Annotated in this window: 17 protein-coding genes; all 17 read left to right on the top strand. The window is 66.3% G+C overall.

Translation table 11 applies throughout. From position 1 onward, the window contains the following. Positions 1-160: 160 nt before the first annotated feature. Positions 161-535, top strand: a complete 375-nt coding sequence (locus ABFD92_09260) for a hypothetical protein (GenBank protein ID MEN6504714.1) — start codon at positions 161-163, stop codon at positions 533-535. Further along, positions 532-1,143, top strand: coding sequence for a ParB/RepB/Spo0J family partition protein (locus ABFD92_09255; GenBank protein MEN6504713.1), 612 nt, complete (start codon positions 532-534; stop codon positions 1,141-1,143). Before ABFD92_09260 ends, ABFD92_09255 begins: the two co-directional genes overlap by 4 nt. 391 nt (positions 1,144-1,534) lie before the next feature. After that, on the top strand, positions 1,535-2,890 hold the full coding sequence (locus tag ABFD92_09250; protein ID MEN6504712.1) for a hypothetical protein: 1,356 nt from the start codon (positions 1,535-1,537) through the stop codon (positions 2,888-2,890). Positions 2,891-3,110: 220 nt separating this feature from the next. Beyond that, positions 3,111-4,454, top strand: a complete 1,344-nt coding sequence (locus tag ABFD92_09245) for a hypothetical protein (GenBank protein ID MEN6504711.1) — start codon at positions 3,111-3,113, stop codon at positions 4,452-4,454. A 196-nt stretch (positions 4,455-4,650) separates the two neighbouring features. Next, a complete protein-coding gene (locus ABFD92_09240) occupies positions 4,651-6,102 on the top strand; it encodes a hypothetical protein (protein ID MEN6504710.1) in 1,452 nt (483 codons plus the stop codon). A 184-nt stretch (positions 6,103-6,286) separates the two neighbouring features. Further along, complete coding sequence (locus ABFD92_09235; GenBank protein MEN6504709.1) at positions 6,287-6,964, top strand: hypothetical protein; 678 nt, start codon at positions 6,287-6,289, stop codon at positions 6,962-6,964. Between the two features lie 11 nt (positions 6,965-6,975). After that, complete coding sequence (locus tag ABFD92_09230; protein MEN6504708.1) at positions 6,976-7,746, top strand: hypothetical protein; 771 nt, start codon at positions 6,976-6,978, stop codon at positions 7,744-7,746. Between the two features lie 275 nt (positions 7,747-8,021). Continuing rightward, entirely contained in the window at positions 8,022-9,086 is a 1,065-nt protein-coding gene (locus tag ABFD92_09225) for a major capsid protein (protein MEN6504707.1), read from the top strand. Positions 9,087-9,209: 123 nt separating this feature from the next. Beyond that, a complete protein-coding gene (locus ABFD92_09220; GenBank protein MEN6504706.1) occupies positions 9,210-9,881 on the top strand; it encodes a hypothetical protein in 672 nt (223 codons plus the stop codon). After that, entirely contained in the window at positions 9,857-10,771 is a 915-nt protein-coding gene (locus tag ABFD92_09215) for a DUF6716 putative glycosyltransferase (protein ID MEN6504705.1), read from the top strand. Before ABFD92_09220 ends, ABFD92_09215 begins: the two co-directional genes overlap by 25 nt. A gap of 60 nt (positions 10,772-10,831) precedes the next feature. Continuing rightward, the gene (locus ABFD92_09210) at positions 10,832-11,629 is read left to right on the top strand and encodes a hypothetical protein (protein ID MEN6504704.1); all 798 of its coding nucleotides are present in this window, start codon (positions 10,832-10,834) and stop codon (positions 11,627-11,629) included. Between the two features lie 156 nt (positions 11,630-11,785). Next, entirely contained in the window at positions 11,786-12,286 is a 501-nt protein-coding gene (locus ABFD92_09205; protein MEN6504703.1) for a hypothetical protein, read from the top strand. A gap of 19 nt (positions 12,287-12,305) precedes the next feature. Continuing rightward, entirely contained in the window at positions 12,306-12,710 is a 405-nt protein-coding gene (locus ABFD92_09200) for a hypothetical protein (protein ID MEN6504702.1), read from the top strand. Positions 12,711-12,795: 85 nt separating this feature from the next. Then, positions 12,796-13,329 carry a hypothetical protein gene (locus ABFD92_09195; protein MEN6504701.1) on the top strand — a complete coding sequence of 178 codons (534 nt, stop codon included), beginning with the start codon at positions 12,796-12,798 and terminating at the stop codon, positions 13,327-13,329. Next, entirely contained in the window at positions 13,329-14,060 is a 732-nt protein-coding gene (locus ABFD92_09190; protein ID MEN6504700.1) for a hypothetical protein, read from the top strand. Before ABFD92_09195 ends, ABFD92_09190 begins: the two co-directional genes overlap by 1 nt. 75 nt (positions 14,061-14,135) lie before the next feature. Continuing rightward, positions 14,136-15,122: a hypothetical protein gene (locus ABFD92_09185; protein MEN6504699.1), complete on the top strand. Its 987-nt coding sequence runs from the start codon at positions 14,136-14,138 to the stop codon at positions 15,120-15,122. A 108-nt stretch (positions 15,123-15,230) separates the two neighbouring features. Continuing rightward, the gene (locus tag ABFD92_09180; GenBank protein ID MEN6504698.1) at positions 15,231-15,626 is read left to right on the top strand and encodes a hypothetical protein; all 396 of its coding nucleotides are present in this window, start codon (positions 15,231-15,233) and stop codon (positions 15,624-15,626) included. The last annotated feature ends 22 nt before the right edge of the window (positions 15,627-15,648 follow it).

Raw genomic sequence — 15,648 nt, 5'->3', positions numbered from 1 at the left:
AAGCGGCTGGCCGAACTGCGCCCTGCTGAAACGACGGCGTCCCCGCCGGATGACGCCCTCGGCGACCCGGGCGTGGAAATGTGTGACGTGGTTTCGGATCTGGACCACCAGATGCTTCTGGCGGCTTTCAATGTGGCAGGAGAAAGGATCGGTGAATCGGATGGTAGCGTGTGTTATCAGGACAACCGGCAGAACCTCCCCCGCAGAGGTGCTCGCCGGCCCAAGTGGGCTGAGGCGCTCGGGGTTTACGTGTGAGCATTGCGGTCAGACGTTCGGCGACCCGTGGTACCGCGGCCCGTCCGGGCACCTCATCAGCATCAGGAAGCGGATCTATCGCACCGACAGCATCTGCGTGGAGTGCTTCTTCGACGCCCACATTCCGTCCAATTACGCCCGCCGGGAGATGTATGTCGACGGTATCGCCACTCGCCGACCGCGGCTGGGGGTCGGCTGGCTCGATGAGCACTTCGCCGGGCGCGCCTCGGCCCTGCCGCCGCATCAGCGGACCACGTGCCGCCGGGATTATGAATCATGACGGCCGCAGTGGCATCGGAAAGGACGATCGCCGTCGAGTACGTCGCGCCCGGCTCGCTCAATGCGGCCGCTTACAACCCTCGCAAGATCGACCGCAAGGCGTTGGCGGCGTTGGCGGCGATGCTTGACGTGTACGGCTTTGTCGAGCCGGTCATCGCCAGGCGCAAGGACCGCCTGCTGATCGGCGGGCATCAGCGGCTCAAGGCTAACGCGATGCGGCAGCAGCCGGCCGAACGGGTGCCGTGTGTCTTTCTGGACGGCATCGATGACGGCCGCTGCAAGGCCCTGGGCGTGGCGCTGAATGCCAAGGCGGCCCAGGGGCGGTTCGACCCCGAGGCGCTGTCGCAGGTCGTCGCGGATCTCTCCGGCGCCGGGCTGGATGTTGCGGCCCTGACGGCTTTGCCGCCGCGGGAGGTGCAAGACCTTCTGGCGCTGCCGACGGAGCTTGTGGCCGCCAAGGCGCCCGTGCCGGCGCCGCGGCGGCGTCAGACGGTGGTGATCCTTGAAATAGCGCCCAACGTCTACAAAACGCTCCGGGCCCAACTGGACGCCCTGGCCGCGGCAGAGGGCGTGAAGTGCCACGTGCGAACGGACGGGACTGGCCAGTAATGGTTTTGTGGCATGGGCGTCTCGCCCATGCACTGGCGGGCGTCCCGCCCGCCAGGGAGCAGAGAAAGAACGGAGAGCATGGGCGGTTTTGTGGCATGGGCGTCTCGCCCATGCACTGGCGGGCGTCCCGCCCGCCAGGGAGAAGAGAAAGAACGGGGAGCATGGGCGGTTTTGTGGCATGGGCGTCTCGCCCATGCACTGGCGGGCGTCTCGCCCGCCAGGGGCAAGAGAAGAACGGGGAGCATGGGCGGGACGCCCATGCCACACAGAAAGAGCATGGGCGGGACGCCCATGCCACACAGCAAGAGCATGGGCGGGACGCCCATGCCACACAGAAAGAGCATGGGCGGGACGCCCATGCGACTCACGGGCGAGACGCCCGTGCTACTTTATGAAACTGAACTGCGCATATTCGATCAAGCCCAGGCGAGCCACGTGCAACACCGCACGCGTCATGACGGCCTTTGGGATCGGTCCCGACGGCGGCGAGAATGTGATCGCACGCGATCTGGAACTGGACCCTGCGCCGGGCAAGATCGTCCTGTTCCAAGGCCCCAGCGGCAGCGGCAAGAGCAGCTTGCTGCGACGCTCTGCCGCGTGCGTCGACGGGGCGGTACACATCGACGATTCCCCCGGCGGCGAGGCGGCGCTGGTCGACAGCCTGGGCTGCGAGGCCGACGAGGCCATGCGGCTGCTGAGCCTGTGCGGGCTGGGCGACGCGCACCTGATGCTGCGTTCGCCCGACGAACTCAGCGACGGTCAGCGGTACCGCTTCGCCCTGGCCTCGTGCGTAGCTGGCGGGGCCGGCACGATCGTGGCCGACGAATGGTGCGCCAAGCTCGACCGCGTCACGGCCAAGGTCATCAGCCGCAACGCCCGTCGCCTGGCGGACCAGCGCGGCCTCGCCCTGCTGCTGGCGACGGCACACGACGACCTGGCCGACGACCTTCAACCGGATGTCATCGTGCGTTGCGGCAGCAGCGGAGCGGTCGCCGAGGCGCGGCTCCCCGAGCGCCGGCCAATCAGCTTTCTGGGCGAGTTGACGATCACTGAAGGCGCCGCGCGTGACTGGCGGCATTTCGCAGCGTGGCACTATCGCGGCGGGCGCCTGGGCCCGGTGCGACGCGTGCTGCTGCTGCGTCACGGCGATGAGCCCGTGGGCATCTGCATCTTTGGCTACGGCCCGCTGGCCAGCCCCGCGCGGCGAATGTTTTTCGGTCTGGGCGGCAAGATCACCGCCGCCGGCGCCATGCGGATCAATCGCGAGATCGCGGCCGTCACGCGGCTGGTGATCGACCCGCGATACCGCGGGGCGGGCATCGCCTGGCGGTTTCTGCGTCGCGCGTGCGAGTTGACGTCGTGGCGGTGGATCGAACTGGTCAGCGAGATGGCGGGCGTCGTACCGTTCTGCCAGGCGGCCGGATTCACGCGTGTCGACGCCGGCGACGCGGTCGCATCGAATCGCGGGGGCGGCCCGAACCGAACCTGCTACGGCAAGTCGAACTGGACGGAAGAGGGCTTCCGGAAATACCAGCAGCGTGTGCGGTTCAGCCGCCCAGCGTACTTCATCTTAGACAACGACAAGGGTGTGCGAGGGAGTCCAGATAAAAAAGGTGGAAAGCAGGCTGGTCTGGGGGAGGGCCAACCTGCTTTCCGAGGGGCTGGCCAAGGAGGAGTACCAGCCCCGTTATCGCATTGTAGTAAAACGGCGGCAGGAAAAGCAAATATTTGTTTTTCCATGCTGTGAAAAACGTATCGGCGGCGAAGTAGTCAACCTAGATAACATGTAACAGCTTGTATATGGCGGGGTTATGTCCAAGAAGAAATCACAGCCGGCCGACAAAAAAATGCCGACGAACAAGGATGATCTCCGGAAATTTATCCGGGAGCATTTCGGCATCCGCCTGCCGTACAAGGTGTTTTCCCCGGACCATTCCTCGCCGTGGCATTTTGTCTCAGAGGCGTACATGAGCCCGGGGCAAGACATGGCGGCCTGGGCCAACCGCTCCGGCGGCAAGACGCTCAGCGCGTCGATTCTGGCGGCGCTGGATTTCATGCGTTACGACAACGTCAGGGCCTGCGTGCTGTCGGGCAGCGAGGAGCAGGCGCGCAACCTGTACCAGTACTGGCTGCGATGGACGGAACTGCCCATGCTCAAGGAGCGCCTGGAAGGCTCGCCCGGGCGGCTGCTGACCAACGTCGCCGGCGGACGCCTGGAGATCCTGGCGGCCAGCCAGAAGCGCGTCCGCGGACCGAAGATCCAGCGGCTGTTCCGCGACGAGGTCGACGAGACCGACTCGGAGGTGCTCGACGCGTCGGTGGGCATGCTCTCCAGCAGCGACGCCATGAAGGCCCGCATCATCGACACCTCGACCTGGCACCGCGCGGATGGTCCGATGTCCACGCTGGTCGAGAACGCCCAGGCCAAAGGCATCGCCCTGCACAAGTGGGGCATCTGGGAGTCGCTGGAGAAATGCTCGGCCAGGCGCCACCAGCACGGGCGCGGCTGCGACGTCTGCCCGCTCGAGCCGGTCTGCCGCGCCAAGGCGCGCCAGCTCCGCGGGCCTGACGCGAAAGTCGGCATCGCCCGCGAATGCGTCGGGCTCTTTCGCATCGACGACGCCATCAAGAACTTCCGCCGATGGTCGGCGGCGCGATGGCAAGCCGAGGCCGAGTGCCGCCGCCCGTCGGTGGAAGGGCGCGTCTTTCCCGAGTTCGACGAGGGCCGCCACCGCTGCGACCAGCCGCCGCCGGACGTGAAGATCTACCGCGCGATCGACTGGGGGCACGGCGTCTTCGTGTGCCTGTGGATCGCCCGCGACAAAGACGGCGTCTCGTACGTCCTGGACACCTACGCCAGCGAGCAGGCCACGATCCACCAGCACGCGCAGTACATCGCCGCCCACCCGCTCAGCCGCGGCGTGGCCGACACGTACTGCGACCCGGCCGGGCGAAACCGCAACGACCAGTCCGGGCAGTCGAACATCGAGGTCTTCAGGAAAGAGTATGGCATCGAGTGTACGTACAACACGGCATCGACGGCCCGGGAGGTGCGAAACGGGATCGCCCTCATCAAGGCGGCGCTCGACCCGGCCGACGGGCGCCCGCGGTTGTTTTACACGCGCGGCGGCGGCAACGCGTACTTCGTCAAGGCGATGCAGCGCTATCACAACCGACGGGTCAACGGGATCTGGCTGGACGAGCCCGCCGATCCGCAGGAACACGAGCACATTCCCGACGCCCTGCGGTACTACTTCGTGAACGTCGACCTTTGCCGCAGCATCGGTGTCATCCGGCTCGGGGCGTCGTAGAGCGAACAGCAAATACGAAACAGCAAAACCGAAATCCGAAACAAGAAACGAACAAGAAGAAACAAGGAACAAAAGAAGAAGCGAATCAAACGCGCCCCCCCGTGCTCTGGATTTGTCTCATTTGCCGTTTGCTTCCCTTGTTGTTTGTTTCGGATTTCGATTTTGTTGTTTCGAATTTAACTCTCAGGACACAAACATGATTAAGACCGAACCACAACTGACCGACTTCGATCCCACGCGGACCTGCGCGACCTACGACGAACTGCGCGGGGCCTGGGAGCTCAACCGCGACATGGCCGAGATGCCCCTGCACGTGCTGCGCCGCGGCGACTACCTCGACCGCTTCGGGGCCGACGAGCGCGGCAGCGTGTGCGAGCCGGCTGCGCAGTACGCCTGGCGGCGCAACGCGGCCGTCGCGATGGACCACTGCGCCGACCTGATCAACCTGCGCGTCGACAACATCTTTCGCGCCCCGCCGGTGCGGCAGTATCAGCACTCGCCCTTTGGCGAGTTCCTGGGGCGGTTCCTGTCCGACGTCGACGGCGGCGGAACGGGCATGGACGACCTCATGCGCCGCGCCCTGCGCATGCACTACATCAACGGCGTCGACCTGGTCGTCGACAAGTCCGCCGCGCCGGCTGGCGCCGAGCCGGCGACCCTCGCCCAGGAGCGGCAGATGGGCCTGCTGCCGTGCGTGCATCTGTTTTCCGCACTGGAACGGCTGGACTGGGCGGTCGATCACGCCGGGCGGTATGTCTGGGCCCGCTACGCCCTGGGCGGCGTCCCTGCGGCCGACGAGACCGCCGGCCCCGGCGACGTGCGGCGGTACCTGACGGTGATGGCTGACCAGTGGCGGCTTTACGAAGTCGACGCCGAGGGCCCGACGCGTCTGTGGAACGGGCCGATCGCGCTGGGCCTGTGCCCGGTGGTGAGCTTCTACTACAAGACGGCGTCGGCGAGCGAGTACCCCAAGGTGCCGCTGTCGCTGCTGAGCCGGATCGCGCCGATCGCGCGGTACCTGCTGAACCTGGTCTCGCAGATCCAGATCGACGTGTACCGCAACATCGGGTTCCTGGTGGCCACCGGCGTCTCGCCCGACCAGGTGCCCTCGGAGATCACGCCCATGGGCTGCTGGACGCTGCCCGAAGGCGCCCAGCTCAAGGATGTCGCCGGCGACGTCAACCACATCCGCATCAAGATCGAGCTGGCACAGATGCTCATGGAGGCCATCCTGCGCATCGGCAAACTGACCGGCTCGACGGGCGACCTTCAGAGCCGCGCCTCCTCCGGAACGCAGGTCGCCGTCGAACGCACCGACCTGGACAACGAAATGCAGGCCACCGCCTGTCAGGCCGAGCAGGTCGAACGCGAGATCGTCCGCCTGGCGGTCAGCCGCCACCAGGGCCGACTCGTCGCCCACGACGAGATCGGCTACAGCGTGCAGTACAACAAGAAGTTCGTCCTGACCAGCGTGGCTGACCTGGTCGCCCAGGCGCGCCAGTTCGTGTCGATGGGCATCCACCAGCAGGTGCCCACGCTGCTGAAAGTGCAACTGCGGAAAATCCTCGACGCCCTGACCAAAGACGACGACGCCGACTACCGCACCGCGCTGAACGAGATCGAATCCGCCGCCTTCGCGGGGATATGAAAACCGACCACAGAGGCACAGAGAATGCAGAGAGGAAAAGCAGGAAGAATGGAATGATGAAATAATGGAATGATGGGGTACGCGCGACGACGGTTCTTCCATTCTTCCAATATTCCAGTATTCCGTCTCTTTCCCCCCTCTGCGCCCTCTGTGCCTCTGTGGTGAGTTCTAACAGGAGAACAACATGCTCTGGATGTCCAATCGTTTCAATACTGCGCCGGTGGTGACGCCGCTGTTTGCCCGCTGCAATACCGACAGCGAACCCGCCGGCGGGGCGCCCGGTGCGCCGGCGGTCGAGGCAGCGCCAGCCGAACCGGCAACGCCGCCGGCTGAGCACATCGGCCGTCTGCAGGATGAGAACCGCCGCCTGTGGGAGCAGATCGAGCAGTTGCGAAGCGGCCACGAAGAGGCCCAGGAGACGTCGCGCCTGCTCGAAGAAGCCATGGAGACCAACGACGAACTCCGCCGCCGCTTCAGCAGCGTCGCCCTGGCAGAGGCGGTTCGCAGCGCCGCGGTGGCGCTGGGGATTCCGCCGCAGACGGCTGGCGCGTTCTCGCGGCACTTCACTGCCACGGTGGACGCCGGCGGGGCTGTCCAGATCACCCCGGACCCGACGGAGTTTCTCCGCCGCAAACTCGAGAGCGACCCGCTGCTGCGCGGCCACGCCGCCAAGGTTCTCAAGCAGCGAGAGGCCGACGCGGTCGTCTCGGGGCTTCAGCAGATCGCCCTGGCCGATCCGGTGGACCTGATGAGGGTGCTGGATCGCGACGCGCGAAAGAAGGCGCAGTTCATCGCCCGCCACGGCGCCGACGCGTACATCGAACTGGCGGCCAAGGCCCGGTCCAAAGGCTACCGCGGATGAAGGAACACGACATGCCTGACCTTCAAAATACCACGACAGCCCCGGGCGAAGACGGGAGCATGGGCGAGACGGGTGCCACGCACAACTCCGTTGTGCGTGTCCCTGAGCGTTCAAGCCAGACGGGGAGCATGGGCGAGACGCCCATGCCACACAACGGGACCATGCACCAGGGCAGCGACGGGTGGCACGCGGAGTATCTGCGCGAGGCGGCCCAGGCCCGCAAGTATCGCCAGCGGGCGCAGCGCGCCGAATCTGACCTGGCTCAGTTGCGACAGGTCGGCCGCGGCGACAACGACGAGCGCCTGGCGTCGCTGTCGCAGGAGACGGCCGCCAAGGATGCCCGCATCGCGGCGCTTTCGGCGATGGTCAAGAGCACGGTCGGCGCCTACGAACTGCACAGGGCATTGACGGGCTGCGGCGTGGGGGGCTCCTCGGCCCTGTCGCAGGCGGCGCAGCTCCTGGCCGGGCGGATCGACGTGACGCTGGCGGACGAAGGTCCGCAGGTGCGCGTGCTGGACGGGGAGGGTCAGCCCATGCTGTCCGACGCCGGCCAGCCGCTCGACGTCGGCCGCTTCGTGAGTGAATGGCTCGCCCAGGAAGGGCAGCATTTTCTGCCGCCCTCGGGCGACACCGGCAGCGGCGCCCATAAGGGGACGGCGGGGCGCCCGCTGCGCGTGGAGGATCTTGACGCCAGTCCCCGCAGAAAGGCCCAGTTCATCGCCGCATACGGGGCCAAAGCGTACGTGCAGCTGGCACGAGTCAAGGGCAGGAAGCCCAAATAGGGAAGGCAACCACAGAGACACAGAGGCCGCAGAGAGGAAGAGGGAATGGATGAATGGATGATTGGATGAATGGATGAATGGATGAGTGGATGAATGGATGAGTGGATGAATGGATGCTGGATGGCTGGATGAATGGATTGCCCAGCGAGGTCGCTGTCCATCCATCCATCCATCCATCCATCCATCCATCCATCCATCCCCGCTTCTGTCCCTCCGCGCCCTCTGTGCCTCTGTGGTGAGTTGTTCGAAACCAAACTTAGAAAGGAAAGAACGCTATGGCTACCGCTGAATACGGCTCTGCCGCCGACATGGTCTACAAGGACACCCTCCGCGCCGAGGAGTATCGCAGGACCATCGAAAAGATCGACATCTTCAACCAAGCCTCCGCCGGCGCCATCGTGCTGGAGAGCGACCCGGCCCGCCAGATGGCTTTGGGCGGCGACTTCACCGACACCGCCCGCTGGAAGCCCATCGACTCGCTGGTCTCCAGCCGCAACAACGACAGCCCCGGCGACGCCGTCAACGTCCGCAAGCTCGAGATGACCGGCGGCAAGCTCGTCAGTCAGACCAAGGGCTGCGGACCGGTCGCCGTGACCGACATCCAGGCCCGCAAGGCCGGGCGCGCCTTCGACATGAACGCCGCGATGGTCAACCTCGGTCAGCAGTTCGCCGACAGCAAGATCCTGACCATCCGCAACAACATCATCGCCGCCGCCGTGGCGGCGGTGGACTCTGCCGACACCACCGACGGCACGACCGCCAGCTCGAATATTCACGTGCTGGACGTCTCGCGCGGCAAGACGGCCGGGCAGAAGGTCACCGCCTCGATGGCCCACATGAACGTGCTGCTGGCCAAGATGGGCGACGCCCGCGAGGAAATCCTGACGTTCGTGATGCCCTCGGCCGTCTTCGCCGACCTGGTGGGCGACGCGATCGCCAACTACAAGTTCGAGCGGGTGGCCGGCGTGGCGATCTATCGCGACGTGGTGCAGGCCTTCGGGCGAACGGTGCTGGTGGTCGACGCCCCGTCGCTGATCAACACGCAGACCAGCGGCTACTTCACCGACTACGTGGTGCTGGGCCTGGGCGGCGGGTCGCTGACGGCCCGGGTGATCTACGACCAGGGCATCGAGATCCAGCGCGACATCCTCAAGGAGTCGTCCGTCACGTACGTGCGCGAGGACTTCGACGTGCAGTACGAGGTCTACGGCATGAAGTGGGCCAGCGCCACCGACAACCCCACCGATGCCGAGCTGGCCACCGCGGCCAACTGGGATGAGGACTACCAGGACCACCGCCAGTTGAAGGTCGTCAAGGGCATCTTCAACGCGACGGTGTAGTGAATGGATGAATGGATGGGTGGATGGATGGGACTCGCTCCCGTCCATCCATCCAATCATCCAACCATCCATTCATCCCCACCCATCCTCTGATTTCTCTGTGCCTCTGTGGTGAGTTCTCTAATGGCGAAATGCGCTCCATCCGCTGGTACGGCCGTGATCGTCGGCAACGGCTCGTCGGTCGACTCGGCGCCGGAGAGTTTCTGGCGCCGCTGTATCGCCGGCGGGACGATGCTGATCGGCACCAATCGCGTGCTCTGTTCCAGGACGCTGGCCCACCTGCCGTGGCACGCCCTGGTCATTCGCGACACGTACCGCAATCTCTGGCACGACCAGCGATGGGGCGCCAAATATCACCAGGAACTCTGGAAGCCCTGCCCGGCGTGGAAGGTCGGACCGGCCTGCTCGAGGGTCACGCACTGCGACCAGTTCCTGCGCTTTGAAGACGGCTGGCAGGCGGAGGCGGTCTTCGACTCCAACGGCGAGGCGGCTGTCATGAAGAACCCCTCGGTGGTCCTGATGGCCGCCAACTGGGCGTGGCTGCAGGGCGCGCGGCGGATCGTGCTGGCCGGCGTCGACTACGGCGGCGGGCACCTGGACATGATCGATCCGTACAACGTCTCGACCGGCCTGGAAGGCCGCTACGCCCCGCCGCCGGGGGCATGCATCGAGCGGGCCTTCGCGCACGCGGCGTCGGTGGTCGGGGCACTGGGCGGAACTCTCGTCAGCGTATCGCACGGAACACGACTTGAAGCAATCGAGGTGGTCGCATGGGACGACGCATTGGAATCATAGCTTCGCCGCGGCAATGGCGGCAGAGCGGGCCAGAGGGCATGCCGCACCGGCACCTGTTCAAGGCGCTGTTGCGTTTGGGCTTCGAGCCCTGTGTCGCAGCACCGCCGGTGGGCACAGAGAAACTGTTCCATCGGCCGGTCGAGGCGGTGTTTGTCTGGAACGCTCTCAAGGGCGAAATCGGCCGCTGCGCAGAGCGATTGCGACAGGAGGGCGTGCCCATCTTTGCGATGGAGCGGGGCTGGTTCGACCGCATGAACTACGTGCAGATCGACCGCCTGGGCTTCAGTCATCGCGCATCGTGGGCGACGCCCGAGTGTTTCGCGCGTCCGTGCCCGCCCCAAGGCCGCGAGCGGTTCCTCAAGGCCTGGGGGCGGCAGCCCAAGCCCGTGCGGGTGCGCAAGGGACCCATCGTCGTGCTCGCCCAGGTCACCGGCGACGCGCAGCTTTACGACAGCGAGATCGACACCCCCGGGCCGCTGATCGCCGCGGTCGAGGCCGCCGCGCCCAAAGGCTGCGCCATCCGCGTGCGACCGCATCCGCTGCAGCCGCTGGCGCCCGGCGCCTGGCGCCGCGCGACGCTGCAGCGCGGCCAGCTCCGCCACGCCCTGGAGCGGGCGTCTTTCTGCGTGACGATCAACAGCACTGCCGGCATCGAATCGCTGGCGATGGGCTGTCCGGTCCTGTGCCTGGGACCGGCCCTTTACGCCGCCGCCGGCGTGGCGCGGCAGAGTGCGCTGGCGGACCTGCCCGCCGCCGTCGCCGACATGCGGCGCGGATGGCGCCCGCGGCAAGAGGCCGTCGAGAACTTCCTCTTTCACCTGGCCTGCCGGCAATGGTCGCTGGAGGAACTGGTGGACGCAACGTGTCTGGACCGCCTTCTCAACCCGTAGCATGGGCGTCTCGCCCATGAGTAACACGGGCGTCTCGCCCGTGCCACAGGAACAACCAACATGAGCTTTGACTACTGCATCGCATACGAAGATCGTTCATGCCTGCGCACGTCGCGGTGGGCGCTGAGCGGGGTCGATACCCGCTCACCGGGCAACACCAAGGACGGCTGGCTGTGGCTGAATTGCGTCAAGACCGGCCAGACGGTGACGGCCGCCCTGTACAAGGATCCCGCCGGGGCCCCTCAGGACAAGGTGGCCGAAGGCACGGTCAACGTCGCCGGCATCGATGCGGCGCCGGCGCTGTGTACATTCTCGCCGGCCAATCAAAGCGGGTTGGGCGGCACGATGTACCTCGAGAGCTATCTCGCCGACGACGCGGCCGTGCCGGTGCTCGTGAGCCTCTGCACCGATTCGGACCTGGCCGACGAGTACCATCACCTGGCGGACCTTCCGGCCACCGTTTATAGCGCGACAGCCGGCATGGCGCGATACTGCGCCGCCGCCACGCGCAAGGTCCTGCTGCTGGCAAGCCAGATGTACGCCGCCGCGATGGGCGGGTTCGGCGCCCCCGAGCACCGCTACAGCGCCTCGGCGTCGCGCGCCGTGCCGGATTATCGCCGCCTGGCCGCGCCCGACCAGCTCAAGGAGGCGGCCGTTCACTGGGCCCTGACGTTGGCGTTCGGCAGTTGCCACGAGCGGGCCAGCCACACGATGTTCTCGAAGCTGCGCGACTATCACGACACGTGCCGGCGCGAGGCGGTCTCGGCCTGGAACCTGACCTTCAACACCAACCCCGACCTCGACCAGAACGCCGACGCCCTCAAGGCCCCCGGAATGGTCCGCGTGACGCGACTGTAAAGTCGCATGGGCATCTCGATCGTAGCATGGGCATCCTGCCCATGAGTCGCACGGGCGTCTCGCCCGCCAGAGAGCAAAAAGAACGGGGAGCATGGGCGAGACGCCCATGCCACACAGAAAGAGCATGGGCGAGACGCCCATGCAACAGGAGCAACCATGAGCGCCATTACTGTCGCCAATGTGGACTGGAGCATCGTCGCAGCCGTCAAGGCCGCCCTGGCGGCGGCGCAGATTGACGCTCTGCCGGTCTTCCAGGCCGTGACCGTCACCGCCAGCCGCCAGCAGGCGCAGGAGTGCCAGTTCGTCGGCCCGGCGCTGCGGGTGGTGGTGCGGTATGTGACCACGGCAGAGCGCACGAGCCCGCAGGACGTTCGCGGTTGCTATGTCGCGCTGGAGTTGATCGTCTCGGCGCAGGTCGCGGCGGCGGCAGACGAATCGCAGCGCGTGCAGGAGATCCTGCGCCTGGCCAACGCCGCCAAGAACGCCGTCGAGTCGACCCCGCCGCCGCAGGCCAGCGCCTGGGGCGACAGCGCCTACTACCACGACGCCGTCCGCTGGGGCGATGTGGACCTGGACGTGCAGGCCGAGTCGCCCTGGATCGTCTGCCACCTGCCCGTCACGGTGGGATTCGCCTTGGAAACGGGCGTCAAACACTAACGGCACGAACGAGGAACCCATGGCTATCAGCTACCAGGTATTCGACGGCATCAGCGGCGTTGCGCTGGCGGGCGCGGCGATCAACGGAGCAGGGTCAATCGCCCTGAGCAAGACGCGACGGGCGATCAGCGCGCGGGGCGACGGCGAAGTCTTCGACAGCGTCGCGGCCGCCGGGGCCTGCAGCGTCGCGGGAACCATCGTCATGACCGACGCCGCGGCGGCGATGGCGCTGGAAGGCAAGGCCGGCACGTTGACGTTCGCCTGGAAGCCGGCAGGTTCATCCACCACGCGACCAGTGACTATCAGCGGCGTCAGCGTCGTCGGCATAGAGACACGCGTGGGCAAAGGACGCGCCTCGGAGGCGAGAATCAACTTTACGGCGGCCAGTTCTGACGGGCTGGGCGACCCGGTCCAGATCAGTTAGCAGACTTTAAGACCAGGAACATGGGCCAGACGGGTGCCACGCACAACTCCGTTGTGCGTGTCCCTGATCTCAGGGATCGGGGAGCATGGGCTGCCAAAAAACGCCCATGCCACACAGCAAGAGCATGGGCGAGACGCCCATGCCACTCACGGGCGGGACGCCCGTGCTACTCATGGGCGAGACGCCCATGCTACGGGAAGGGGCGACAATGTCCGCACCGACATTCAACAATCAGCCATTGTGTACGCACGCGGCCAGGGAGTTTCTCTCTGCCCCGGGCGTGCGGGTTCATGCCGAAACCATGCCCGGGCTCGATGGCGAGTTCATCCAATGCCACGGCCGCGGCGGGCGCGACATCCGCGTCACCGGCGTTCTTGAGGTTGCCGGCGCCACGGCGGCGGGGGCGCATCAGGCCCTCAAGAATGCGCTGCGCGGCGTGCAATCGCTGGCGGATGGGATGACCGTCGCCACGTACATCGGCACCGACGGCAGCGAGTACCCCGACTGCATGCTGCAGGCGTACGCGCCGGCCGACGCGGTGGAGGTATGCGGTAATCCCGCTGGGTTTTACCGGGCTGTGGTCTGCGTCGAAGCGACGATTCACCAAGCGAGGGCGTAATGAGTTACTCCAGCGACGCAATTTCGTACCTGGCCGACTTTGCGCACGATCTGACCCGCATTGTGCGGGCCGCGTGTGCCGACGCCGACGCTGTCGTGCAGTGCTATGTCTCGGGGCAACTGGTCGACTGGCAGACGCCGGCGGACGGAGTCGTCGAGTTTATCCTGCCCGACGCCGGAGCGAGCGACGTCGTCTTCCTGCTGGCCGTGAGCGCGGAGCTGGCTCAGTCGAACCTGTGGCATGAGGCGGTCCCGCCCCTGGCCGGAGGCAATCGGATTTCCATCACCGTGCCGCTGGTGATGTCATTGGGGCCTGACGCCGTCGTGAAGATCCTGCTGGAGCCAGCCGGCGCCGCGGCCGCGGACGAAGGCGTGTTCTCGCAGGTGGCGTTTCCCCGCGGGTTTGGGGCCGGCGGCTTTGCCCTGGGGCGTTTTGGAACCGCAGCGTACGGATGGGACGCCTCGGGCGCGCCGGGGTGGGGATACGGCGGGGGGATGGGCGAATACGGCTTCGACTGCCGCATGCTCCGATGGACGAGCGAGCCGATGCCGCCGGGGAGCTATCCAATAACGGTCATCGTGGAAGACGAGGCCGGAAATGAACTTGCCCGGCACAGCACGCTGCAGCAACTCGATGGGCCGCCCCGGCCCGCGTCGGACCTGCGGGTGCAGTCGTACGACGTACTGGCCGATGCGCTGACCTTGACTTGGAGCCGGTCGCCGGATGTCTGAGGAGAACCGTTACGGCCTTGATGGTCGTGACACGAAGAACATGGGCGAGACGCCCGGACTACTTGGAGAAACGCTATGGCAAACCCTGTGGAAGCAGCCTTGACCGCCGACGCCGCCAACGCCCTCAGCGGCACGACCGACCCGGCGACAGGCGCCGTTTACAACACGATCGGCCAGTCGCCGTACTACACCGCCGCCTATCAGAAGGAAGCGATCTGGAATCGCATTCTGGCTCTGCCCAACGCCCTTCGAGTGGTGAAAGACGGCCAGGCGACCTTCGGCGTGACAGCCGGCACGTTTTACCGGCACGGGCAAGCCGTCGCCTACGCCGGCAGCACCGGCAATGCGCTGACCGTCAACGCAACGAACTATGTCTACCTGACGGAAGCGGCTGTCCTTCAGGTCAACACCAGCGGTTTTCCCGCGGCTGTGCATGTTCCTCTGGCGACGGTCACCGTCGGCGCCGGAACGTATCTTCACGCGGACATGGTCGACTGCCGCAGCCGCGCGATGTTCCGGGCTGTCGGCCAGCAGGAACTGACGAGCCTGCAGGTGGACCTGGTCACCGGCGTGATCGACCCCGACGGCACGGTGATGGACGCCACCGGCGGGGCCGGGCTGTTCAAGCGCGTCCTGGGCGGCTGGGGCTCGGGCACCTTTGTGCTCCAGGGCGAAGACGCCCAGGGCAACACCAAGACCGACACGCTGGCCGCCGTCGTGCAACTGCCGGCGAGCTACATCGCCGACGCGGACGTAAAGATCAACGTGCGTGCCAAGTACGCCGGGGCCGGCACGGCCGGGGCCAGCAAGACGATTGACGCCGAGGTCTACGAACTGTCCGTCGACGGGGCGGTCGGGGCGGATCTGTGCGCCACCGCAGCGATCACGCTGACGGGCAGTTTCGCCGACTGCACGTTCACGATCACCGACGCGGGCCTGGTCGCCGGCGACCGCCTGATGGTGCTGATCCGCACCGTCCTGCAGGAGACCGGTGGGGCCTCGGCGCTGGCCGCCCAGATCGGCAGCATCGCCCTGCAGTACGACCGGGCGGTTGGAGCTTGATCGGGAAGATTCAACGCAGAGGACGCAGAGACCGCAGAGCAAACAATGGCCAAAGAAAAGAAACAACCTGATCCCCCGGCTGTCTCCGCGATCTCTGCGATCTCCGCGGTGAAACTGTCTGTGATCGCCCTGGAGGGCGACTCAAAGGGCCGCCGCCCCGGCGACGTGATCCGCACGTTCGACGGCGGCGTCCCTGCAGGGACGCTCCTGCCGGCGGGCAACTCGCTGCTGGTTGACGCGGGCGAATATGCCGCGCCGGCCAAGCGGCGGGACCTGGTGGTGTCCGTGCTGACCAGGCGGGCCGACGCCGCCCGGGCGCAGGCCGAAGGCATGAAGCGACTGACCAGCAAGCTAACGGTCGAAGCCATGAGCTCCGACCCGCTGGACCCGGCGACGGCGGGCAAACACGCCAAGGCCCGCGCGCAGGTGAAGGAATCGCTGGCGGCGGAAGATTACGCCTCAGCAGCCGAATCCCGTTTGGCGGCGGCAAGGGGGGCCAAATGAAAGTCTATTACGTCGTCGACGC

This window comes from Planctomycetaceae bacterium, assembly GCA_039680605.1.
In the GTDB taxonomy this organism is placed as follows: Bacteria; Planctomycetota; Phycisphaerae; order SM23-33; family SM23-33; genus JAJFUU01.
Note: the sequence above shows the minus strand (reverse complement) of the source record. Positions and strands in the feature narration are given on the sequence as shown.